9 protein-coding genes are annotated in these 11,130 nt (G+C 33.3%); 5 read left to right on the top strand and 4 right to left on the bottom strand.

Annotation, left to right across the window (positions count from 1 at the left end):
* Positions 1–102: 102 nt before the first annotated feature.
* The 5 genes from PBT89_RS08875 to PBT89_RS08855 all read left to right on the top strand — a co-directional run bounded on the left by PBT89_RS08875 (position 103) and on the right by PBT89_RS08855 (position 7,661).
* Positions 103–468, top strand: a complete 366-nt coding sequence (locus tag PBT89_RS08875) for a hydroxymyristoyl-ACP dehydratase (protein ID WP_270061328.1) — start codon at positions 103–105, stop codon at positions 466–468.
* Between the two features lie 77 nt (positions 469–545).
* Entirely contained in the window at positions 546–1,751 is a 1,206-nt protein-coding gene (locus PBT89_RS08870) for a DUF2062 domain-containing protein (RefSeq protein ID WP_270061582.1), read from the top strand.
* Complete coding sequence (locus PBT89_RS08865; protein ID WP_270061581.1) at positions 1,752–4,730, top strand: MMPL family transporter; 2,979 nt, start codon at positions 1,752–1,754, stop codon at positions 4,728–4,730. It abuts the gene before it with no gap.
* Position 4,731: 1 nt separating this feature from the next.
* Positions 4,732–6,387 (top strand): C45 family peptidase, encoded by a 1,656-nt coding sequence (locus PBT89_RS08860; RefSeq protein WP_270061580.1) that lies wholly within the window; start codon positions 4,732–4,734, stop codon positions 6,385–6,387.
* Positions 6,387–7,661 carry a phenylacetate--CoA ligase family protein gene (locus PBT89_RS08855; protein WP_270061579.1) on the top strand — a complete coding sequence of 425 codons (1,275 nt, stop codon included), beginning with the start codon at positions 6,387–6,389 and terminating at the stop codon, positions 7,659–7,661. Before PBT89_RS08860 ends, PBT89_RS08855 begins: the two co-directional genes overlap by 1 nt.
* Here PBT89_RS08855 and PBT89_RS08850 read toward each other — a convergent pair.
* Genes PBT89_RS08850 through PBT89_RS08835 form a run of 4 tightly spaced genes read right to left on the bottom strand, consistent with a single transcriptional unit; the run spans position 7,658 to position 11,128 of the window.
* Complete coding sequence (locus tag PBT89_RS08850) at positions 7,658–8,266, bottom strand: hypothetical protein (RefSeq protein WP_270061578.1); 609 nt, start codon at positions 8,264–8,266, stop codon at positions 7,658–7,660. The genes PBT89_RS08855 and PBT89_RS08850 overlap by 4 nt on opposite strands.
* 50 nt (positions 8,267–8,316) lie before the next feature.
* The gene (locus PBT89_RS08845) at positions 8,317–9,492 is read right to left on the bottom strand and encodes a class I SAM-dependent methyltransferase (RefSeq protein WP_270061577.1); all 1,176 of its coding nucleotides are present in this window, start codon (positions 9,490–9,492) and stop codon (positions 8,317–8,319) included.
* Between the two features lie 10 nt (positions 9,493–9,502).
* On the bottom strand, positions 9,503–10,591 hold the full coding sequence (locus tag PBT89_RS08840; protein WP_270061576.1) for an AI-2E family transporter: 1,089 nt from the start codon (positions 10,589–10,591) through the stop codon (positions 9,503–9,505).
* A 24-nt stretch (positions 10,592–10,615) separates the two neighbouring features.
* On the bottom strand, positions 10,616–11,128 hold the full coding sequence (locus PBT89_RS08835) for a TrmH family RNA methyltransferase (RefSeq protein WP_270061575.1): 513 nt from the start codon (positions 11,126–11,128) through the stop codon (positions 10,616–10,618).
* Positions 11,129–11,130: the final 2 nt, after the last annotated feature.

Genomic DNA, 11,130 nt, shown 5'->3' with positions numbered 1-11,130 from the left:
TTTACTATAAAAGAAAATTTGGTGTTTTTTCAGGCTATAACCTACATTATGTAGTTATTTTTGAACTTAATTCTGTATTTTCGTCAGAATTAAATCCCTATTATGTTGCTTAAAGATTTTTACAAAGTCTTAGAATCTTCTAAAGAAGAAGAAACATTTGTTACTAAAATATCTATTGAAAAATCTCATTCTCTTTATGCCGGTCATTTTCCAGATCGACCCGTGACTCCTGGCGTAATTTTAATGCATCTTTTTAAAGAGGAAGCTGAAAGGCGCACAAATAAAAACCTAGCATTGATTAAAGCAACAAATGTGAAATTTATGGCGGTCGTAGATCCTAATACTTCAGATAAGGTTATTCTCGAAACTAAAATAATCGAAGAAAATGGGATTACGAAAGTACAAGGAGTAGCGAAACAAAATGACGCTTTAGCTTTAAAATTCAATGCTTTATATAAAGCTGTTTAAAAATCATTTTTCTTACTTCGATATTCCTATGTTTCGGGCTTTTTAATTAATACTTTTGCATTTACAAAAGAATTAATTTGAGTACTACTGGAATTTATCAAAATCGATTTAAAGCTTTAAATTGTTGTATCATAGTGCCTACTTACAACAATCAGGGTACTTTAGCTTCTGTACTGGAAGATCTTCTAGTTTACACCAATCAGATTATTGTTTTAAATGACGGAAGTACCGATAATACCAAGAATATTCTCAAGAATTTCGATGCTATTGAAATAAGAAATTTTGAGAAAAATCGTGGAAAAGGCGTAGTTCTCAAAAAAGGATTTAAAATTGCTGAAGAATTAGGGTACGATTATGCGATCACAATAGATTCTGATGGACAGCATTATCCCGATGATTTAGATGTTTTTTTAACTGAATTGGAAAAAAGAAATCCCGGTGATAAAGAACTTCTTTTAATTGGTGATAGAAATATGGGAAGCGATGGCGTTCCCGGGAAAAGTGCTACCGGAAATGATTTTTCGAGTTATTGGTATCTGGTGGTAACTGGATTTCAGCTTCATGATACGCAAAGTGGGTATCGTTTATATCCTTTAAAAGTGATAAATTCTGTCACTTATTATACTTGGAAATTTGAATTTGAGATTGAAATTATCGTTAAAGCAAGCTGGCGAAAAGTTGATGTAAAAAATGTGCCTATAAAAGTGCTTTACGACGAGAAGAATCGCGTAAGCCATTTTCGTCCTTTTTGGGATATTGTAAGAATCACATTATTATACATGTGGTTTGTACTGGTAAGTTTTTTCTGGATTCATCCTCGTAATAAATACCGCGATTTTAAGCAAAAAGGATTTAAGCGATTTTGGAAAGAAGATATTATTAAAAGTAATGATAGTCCGGCGAAAAAAGCTACTGCAATTGCTGTTGGTATTTTTGTGGGATTATCGCCATTTTGGGGAATACATACTTTTTTAGTTTTTGTATTAGCCGCTTTTCTCAAAGTAAATAAAATAATCGCTTTTTTATTTTCCAATATAAGTATTCCACCCTTTATACCTGTAATTGTGTATTTAAGTTTTCAGGTAGGATCTGTAATCCTTGGGAATGGTTGGGATTGGAGTTTAAAATTAGAAAAAATAAGCTCTACTACAGATGTTTTTCTTGGATTAGGGCAGTATATTTTTGGAAGTCTTATTCTGGCAATTACTGCTTCAATACTGGTTTGGATTGTGTTTTATTTGTTATTTTCGGTCTTGAATAAAAAGCAGATCATCAAATCCTAAATGCATCATTTTTTTCTTAAATCTTATTATTTTTTTCAGCGAAAGAAACTGTTACTTTTTTCTGCAATATTGATTTTTGTAGCCGGTGTAGGTTTTTTGGCTTCGAAAGTACAATTAGAAGAAGATGTTACAGGCTTAATACCCTCGGGAAAAAATCAGGATGTGCTAAAGCGAATTCTGAGCGAAACTGAATTTTCAGATAAGATCGTTGTGACAATTTCGTCGGAAAAAGAGCAACCACAAAAATTAACGGCCTATGCCGATCGCTTTATAGATTCAGTCAATTCAAAAATGCCTGATTTTATAGAAAATATTGAAGGTAAAGTTCCTGAAGAAAGCATTAAAGAAATTTACAATTTTGTGTATCAAAATCTTCCTTTCTTTTTGGATAAAGAAGATTATGCTAGAATAGATGAAAAATTATCAGATTCAGCAATATCAAAACAAATAGAGGAAGATTATCGAAGCATAATTTCTCCTACGGGTATTGTTACTAAAAATTTTATTTTTCAGGATCCATTAAGTTTAGCTCCCATTGGTTTAGAAAAGCTTAGAGAATTACAAATAGGGGATAATTATTTGCTTTACAACGATTACCTTTTAACTAAAGATAAAAAGCATCTGCTTCTTTTTATAACTCCTACATTACCAGCTTCAGAAACTAATAAAAACAATCGATTTGTAGATCAGCTTCAGCAGCTTCAGCAGCAATTGAACTCGGAATACCAAGGTGTGGAAGGCGACTTTTTTGGCGGTGTTCTATATTCTTTAGCTAATGCCAATCAGATTAAAAAGGATGTTCAAATCACTATTAGTATTGCTATTTCAATTTTGTTGATTTTACTTATCTTTTTTTATCGTAAAATTTATGTTCCATTAATTCTTTTTATTCCGGGGATTATCGCGGCAATAACGGCAATTGCAATCCTCTATATTTTTAAAGGCAGTATTTCTGCAATTTCAATTGGCATAGGTTCAATTTTACTGGGCATTACTTTAGATTATGGGCTGCATATTTTAACACATTACCGCAATAATCATAATATTGAAAAGCTGTACCAAGAAGTAACTACACCTGTTTTAATGAGTAGTTTTACTACTGCTATGGCGTTTTTATGTCTCTTGTTTGTAAATAGTGAAGCGCTAAACGACTTAGGAATTTTTGCTGCGCTTAGCGTTGTGTTTGCTGCTTTTTTAGCTTTGCTTTTAATACCTGTTCTTTACGGAAAGAGAATTAGCGAAACTCAAAAAATCACTTTTTTAGATAAGTTTGCCGGGGTTCGTTTTTTTAAAATTAAGCCCTTGTTTTATGGCGTAATTGGATTGTTTGTACTCGGGCTTTTATTCTTTTCTAAAGTTGAATTTAACAATGATCTCAGTAAAATTAATTTTCAGCCTGAAGCGATTAAAAAAGCAGAACAGAAAATCCAGAATATCGCCAATAGTAGCGGAAAAACACTCTATCTGGTAAGCTACGGCAAAACCATCGATGAAGCACTACAAGAAAATTCTAAAGTTTATCAGGAAGTTAAAAGTATTAGTGAGAGAGAGGAATTAAATAGTTATAGCAGTATTGGTGGGTTAGTACTTTCTACGCAATCTCAAAATAACAAAATTCAGCAGTGGAAAGATTTTTGGAATGAGCGAGATACTTTAAAAATTAAAAACAAAATTCTTGCAGAATCTTCAAAATACGGTTTTAAGTCAGAAAGTTTTAAGGACTTTTACAATTTACTTCAGAAGGATTTTAATAATCTACAATTAGACGATTATCAAAATACTACCAATCTGTATCTTAATGATTTTATCTCGATTAGCGAGGATTTCGCAACAGTTACTACTACGGTAAATTTAGGTGAATTTGCGTCAGAAGAATTTACCTCGCAATTCGACAATCTTGATAGTACTCTTATCATAGACCGCGAGCGAATAAACGAAAGTTTTTTGGGGAATCTTAAAAATGATTTTAATAGTCTTATTGGGATTTCAATCTTAGCTGTATTTCTTATTCTTTTAATTTCTTATCGAAATCTGGAAATTAGTTTATTAACCTTACTTCCTATAGGAATTACCTGGGTTATTGCACTGGGCATTATGGGAGCATTAGAAATCGAATTCAATATTCTTAATATTATAATTTCAACATTCATTTTTGGTCTAGGTCTGGATTATAGCATATTTATCACCAACGCTTGTCTTAAAGAATATCAAACAGGCAAAAGCGAATTGAAAACATATCAAACGTCCATTTTAATATCTGTAATCACTACTTTATTAGGTATCGGTGCTTTGATTTTTGCCAAACATCCCGCATTACAATCGGTTTCTACGGTTTCTATAATTGGTGTAATTTCAGCAGTCTTAGTGGCTTTTGTGATTCAGGTGTGGTTATTTAATATGTTATTTATTAATCGCCGAAAGAAAGGCTTACCACCATTTCGATTTAGTAAAATAGAAAGCTTTATTCGAAACAAAATCTATTATAAACAGGATTTATACTATCGTGACGCTGTACTGGATAATTATCGATATAAACCGGTCTATAGTGATGTCAAAGCTTTATTTGCTGAAAAAAAAGAACCTTACTTACGCGTTTCTCATTTTATTGAAAAAGGGGAGTGTGTTTTCTTTTTCTATTCGGGAAACGGAGTTTTTCCAATTTACCTGAGTTATATTAATCCTAATTCCAGCATTACCGGTTACGAAATATCGGAAGATATAGACATTGCCAAAAATTGCTTCCGTAGTAAACATGAACTTTTAAATTTTACTATTGAAATAGAAAATGCCAAGACGTGTTCAACTTTTGTAATTCCCAATCATGATTTGAAGGAATTGGAAGCGATTAAAAGAGTTATAAAAGCGTATGGAAAGAAAGTAATTGTTTTAAATAAAGACTTTAAAACACAGTGGTTGCTCGATGCTAATTTCGAAATCACTTATCGACAGAGCGGAATTTTGGTATTTGAACAGAAATAAAATGAAGAAGCTTTTTGCCCTTTTTGGACTATTTTTTGTTTTTTCCTGCGGAATTAAAAAATCCTATCAGGACAAGCCCGATATTTCAGGGATTGCGGAAGTTGATACCGTAAGAACAAAGCTTAGTGAAACTCATTTTACATTAGGGAAAAACAATCTTTTTCAGAATAAATATGGAGTTTGGGAACTTTATATTGAGGGCGATGCCTTAGAACTTGGCTTAGCCAATGGTGCATTAACTCAGGATCTTATACATCATCAGGAAAATGCTTTTATGGGGAAAATTAATGAAATGGTTCCTTCTGAAGGATATCGAAATTTCCTGAAAAAACTCGTTTCCTGGTTTAATCGCAAAATGTATTTGTACGTTCCTGAAGAATACAAAAAGGAAATTTACGGAGTTTCTAGATTCGGATTAAAAAAATATGATGAGTTTGCACCGGCTTACATGCGAATGCTCTACTTCCATGGGGCGCACGATATTGGACATGCTTTGCAGGATTTAATGCTTGTTGGTTGTACAAGCTTTGCAGCCTGGGACAATAAAACTGAAGATGGCAAATTACTTTTAGGGCGTAATTTTGATTTTTATGCTGGGGACGAATTTTCGAATCAGAAAATGGTAGCCTTTGTAAATCCAGATAAAGGTCACAAATTTATGATGTATACCTGGGGAGGAATGATTGGCGCCGTTAGCGGAATGAATGCAGAAGGGGTTACGGTAACGATAAATGCGGGAAAATCTAAGATTCCAATGTTGGCTAAAGATCCTATTACGCTGGTTTCAAGAGAAATATTGCAGCATGCTTCTAATTTAGATGAAGCAATAGCGATTGCTAAAAAACGAGAGGTATTTGTTTCAGAATCTATAATGGTTGGCAGTGCAAAAGATCACAAAGCGGTTTTAATTGAAGTGAGTCCCAACAATTTCGGTATCTACGAAGTTGAAAACTCCAATCAATTGATTTGTAGTAACCATTTTCAGAGTTCTGAATACGAAAATGACAGTCGAAACCAGAAAACGATTAAAGAAAGCCATTCGCAATATCGATATGATCGTATGACAGAACTGGTTAATGAAGCTGATAAATTGACTCCTAAAAAAGCAGTTGATATTTTACGAAATAGAAGGGGCTTGGATGGAGAAAGAATAGGCTACGGAAATGAAAAAGCAATAAATCAACTTTTAGCGCATCACGGTATCGTTTTTAAACCTGAAGAAAAAAAGGTTTGGCTCTCAGCTAATCCTTACCAAATGGGCGCATTTCTCTCTTACGATTTAAATAAAGTATTTGCTGAATTTGAAGAAGGAAATGTAAATGGGAGTGTAATGAGTACAGAAGAAGTTATTCCTGCATCTCGCTTTTTGCAAACCAAAAATTATAGCGATTATGAGCAATATCGAAAATTACGCGCGGCATTTATTTTAGCATTAGATCACAATGAACAGATTAATCCAGAAAAGGCTGAAAAATTAAAGCAACTTAATCCTTATTTTTGGCAGGCGTATTATTTAAGCGGACAGTTTTATTATCGTGATGGCAATTACAAACAGGCTATTATCGACTTTAAGCAAGCTTTAAGACGAGAAGTAACCACACTTCCTGAAAAAGAACGTCTGGAAAAATTACTAAAAAAATCTTATAGAAAACTCTAATGAAAGACTTTCTTTCTCCAGAAATATCGCACCAAGAACAATGGAAATTGATAAAACAGCATCTGGATTATGCTTCCCAAAATTCGCCATTTTACAAGCAGATTTTTAAGGAGAATGCGATCGATATTTCAGCAATAAAAAATGAAGTCGATTTTCGTCGAATCCCGATGACTACCAAAGAAGAGTTGCAACAGCAAAATTTAGATTTTCTCGCCGTCGATTACACTGAAATTATCGATCATGTCACTACATCTGGCACACTGGGCAACCCGGTAAATTTTATGCTAAACGAAGCCGATTTGCAACGATTAGCATACAACGAATACGAATCTTTTAAAATTGCCGGAATCACAAAAAATGATGTGGTACAAATCACTACAACTTTAGATCGGCGATTTATGGCTGGGATGGCTTATTTTTTAGGACTTCGGAAATTGGGAGCTGGTATAATAAGAACCGGTAGTGGTTTACCTGGTTTGCAATGGGATAGTATTAAACGTTTTAAACCTAAATTTTTGGTCGCCGTACCCTCTTTTCTATTAAAACTTATTGATTATGCAAAAAAACATAATATCGATTACAAAAGTTCATCGGTTAGAGGCGTGATATGTATTGGTGAATCTTTGCTGAATGAAAAGTTGGAAGATTCGGCACTTCGAAAAAAGATTCAGGAATTATGGAATATAGAGTTGTTTTCTACTTACGCTTCCACCGAAATGGCTACTGCTTTTACCGAATGTGAGTTTCATAAAGGCAATCATATTTTACCGAATCTTATTTATCCTGAAGTTTTGAATGAGGAAGGAGCGCCTGTTGAGAATGGAGAAATAGGCGAGTTGGTGGTAACGCCTTTGCAGGTAGAAAGCATGCCTTTAATACGATATGCTACAGGAGATATGGTTATGCAAATCTACGAGCCATGTGACTGCGAAAGAAACTCTGTTAGAATAGGCCCGGTGATTGGCCGTAAAAAGCAAATGCTGAAAGTTAAAGGTACTTCACTTTATCCGCAACATATTCAGGAAGGGATGAATGCTTTAGAAATTTCAGAGTATATCATTGAAGCCAAAAAAGATGATTTTGGAAATGACCAGATTTGTATAAAAGTTTCAGAAGAAGTTTTAATGAAACCGACTAAAATTCAGGAATTATTAAGAGATAAACTTCAAATTAAACTTGAAATTCAGCAAATATCAGCTTCAGAATTATTTCAGAAAAAATTTCCTAAAGAAAGTCGAAAGCCAATTATTTTTCACGATTTGCGATCGATTTAAAATTGATAACCAAGTCCCACGTGCACCCCAAACTGACTTAAATTAAGATCACGATTTTCATCTTTAAAATCAATAGTGCTAAATTGTTTAAAATACGGATTGGCAAATACAAAAAAGTCTCCAAAATTATATTGACCACCAAAACCTAAGTGATATCCGATACCTTCTTGGGAGTTAATATTGTTATCATTTAGCTGAAAGCTTACAACAGGTCCGCCATTTACAAAAAAGTAATTCCAAAAACTAAATTCCACTAAAATAGGAATGGATAATAATTCTATTTCTTCAAGTAGTGGAGCAGGTTGTGTGTAATTACTTTCATTATAGTAAGATGAAAGTAAATCATAATATAGCGTTGAGCTAGTTTGCAAATCTGTTTTGGTATAGGTAAGTCCCGGCACTATACTTAGCTTAGCAGAAATAGGAATTGTGTATTCCATCCCTAACTCAAAAAGGTTTTCTACCTCGCTATTGGAGACACCATCTAAGTCTTCGCTTTCTAAAAGTTCGGCGTCAGCAAATCCATAAAAAATACGCAGCGATGATTTTTGTGCATAAGTAGAAACTGTAATTACAGAAAATAAAAATAATAGTAATTGGTTCATTTAATTGATTTTAAAATAGTTACAATAATTATAAAATGGTTGCGTCGCAGTTAAGATTTTTTACAAACAATAACTATTTTTTCTTCTTTTAGATTGGTGGTAAAGAATAAATAATCGGTGCCGCCATCTTTAATTTTATATTTTTTTCGGATACTCGATACATCCATAGGGAAATTACGCGTACTAATATTGGCATTTTTTCCTTTAAATTTTTTCTTTAATTCTTTCGATCCAAAAGCTATAATTTCAGTTATTTGAAATTTTCTTCCTGGGAATTTTATTTCTTTTTCTGAAGTAAATAAATGTGAATGCTGATGTAATTTTTTAATATCGAAATCATAGGAAAGTTTACCGAATAATTGACTTTTCATGATCGCAGCGTTCGGCTCGTAAAGATAATTTTCAGGCAAATTGTAACTGGGGTGTTCTTCTTCATCTAAGATCGTTTGAAAGTTTTGATCATCTTTTTTACTGAAGTTTTTAGTGATAATTTTTACTGCTGAAGTACTATCTTTCTTTAAAATCCAAAGCAATTCTTTCACTTCATTTTCTACGGCTACGATATGAATTTCAGCTACAGATTTCAGTTCAGAAATGCCTAATTTTAGATCGAGTAGAGGGGAAGTCTTTATTAGAATATGATCTGATTTTTCAAATAATAGCTCTAAATTTTCAACTACATCTGGAGTACAATCTGCCAGACGAAAAACTTTCCCACCATGATCATCTCTTCTAGCGGGATCTAAATAGATCCAATCGAACTTAAGGTCTGTAGTTCTTAAGAATGTGAGCCCATCACCAGAATTCATTTCAATATTTTCAGCTTTAAGGGCTTTATAATTATGCTGAACGATTTTAGCTAGATCCTTATTTAATTCGTTGTAGAACAGGCTTTCTACATTTTTCGAAAAGAAATAGCTGTCGATGCCAAATCCACCGGTAAGATCGGCTAAACGCTTTCCTGAAACCAAAGACGCTTTATATTCCGCAGTAATTTGAGAAGAAGTTTGCTCTAAATTTAATTTTGGTGGATATAAGATATGTTCATTTTCAAACCAAACAGGCAGTTTTCTTTCAGCGATTTTTCTTCCTGAAATTTGAGTAGCTAGTTCAGCCGCACTAATTTTTTCAAAAGGACTTCCTTTTAAAACCAATGCAGAAATATCTGCTCGAAGATTTTCATTTACAAATTGCTGAACTTCGGGTTTTAAAAGTTCGATATTCATAAAGTCGAAATTATAAATCGCGGGTGAGTCTTTTTACAATCTTGTAATCACTTAATGATTCTTTTGCAATTACTTTGATAGCGGTATAAACGGGAACGGCAACCACCATACCTACGATACCAAAAACCAAACCTGCAATAAGAATAATCAAAAATATTTCTAATGGATGTGATTTTACACTCGCCCCAAAAATCATAGGCTGAGAAATCAGGTTATCGATTACCTGACAAATAGCATAGCCTAGCATAACGTAGATTAATTTTGGAAGAATGATGGCCTGAAAATCTGCCCCTAAATTGCTTGAAATTACAAAAAGCGCCATTAGTATTCCTGCAAAGACAGGCCCTAAATAAGGAACCAAATTTAAGAAAGCACATATAAATGCAATGGCTACAGGATTATTAATTTCAAAAAGCGTGAGCAAAATCATGTAAAGGATAAACAAAACTGTAATTTGAAGCGTTAACCCCACAAAATATCTGGAAAGCAGTATTTTAATTTTATTAAAAACACGTACAAATTTTTGTTCTTTCCCACGATCAGCAAAAACAAGTATACTATTTAGCATTAACTTGCTATCCTTTAAAAGGAAAAAAGAAATAAATATTACTGAGAAAAGCGCTACGATAGTTGCTCCTAATATGCCGAAAACATTATTTAAAAATTTAGGAATTAAACTTACATCTAAACTCCTAACAAACTGACTTTCTTTTAAACTTTCTATTAGGTTAATCTCTTCAATACCTAGATAGGCATTAATCTGTGCGTTTAGATCGTTTAAGTCGCTTTTAAAAGCCTCGATATCAATACGACCTAGATACTGACTTTGCTCGATTACAATTGGGACAAAAACTAAAATAATCCCTACAAAAATCGCTAAGACCAAAAGTAAAACGATAATTACCGAAATTTGGTTGGGGATTTTTAGACGTTGTCTAAGAAAAATAACCACTGGCCGCCCAATCAAAGAGATGATAGCAGCAACAACTATATAAACGATAACCGACTGGATTTCGTAAAGGAAAAACAATAAAATCATGATTCCCAGAGCGATACCAACGGCTCTTAATATTCCGTACGAAAATTCTTTAGCATTCACAGGCTAAATATAGGATTTTCTAATTTAAGCGGTCAAGCTTTTTGTGATTTCATAAAGAGAAATTCCTATAGACTGTGCCACATTCATACTAGTATTATTCCCAAACATGTCGATATGTACAACTTCATCACAAAGACCGAGGAAATTTTCAGAAACTCCAAAATTTTCATGGCCGGCAATAAGAACTATTTTTGCTGAAGTCTCTATCTTTAATCGTTGAAGAGGGATGCTATTTTCAGTAATTTCGAGAGCAATTATTTTGTAACCTTCGTGTTTTTTCTGCTGAATAAGGCTTACTGAATCTTCCAGAAACTGAAAATCAACATATTCGTGCGTACTTCTTGAAGTTTTCTTTAATCGGTTGCTGTTTAAATTAGGTTCTATTCCGCAGAAAATAATCTTTTCAACATGAAAAGCATCGCTCAATCTAAAAATGCTACCAATATTCGCTTCTCCTGAAATATGGTCTAAAATAAGCGTAACAGGAAATTTCTTAGAACTGAATTTATTTTGGGAGTGACTAAGCTGCGTGTCCATTC

Source organism: Zunongwangia sp. HRR-M8, assembly GCF_027594405.1.
In the GTDB taxonomy this organism is placed as follows: domain Bacteria; phylum Bacteroidota; class Bacteroidia; order Flavobacteriales; family Flavobacteriaceae; genus Zunongwangia.
The sequence above is the reverse complement of the archived record's forward strand: the minus strand, read 5'-3'. Positions and strand labels throughout refer to the sequence as shown.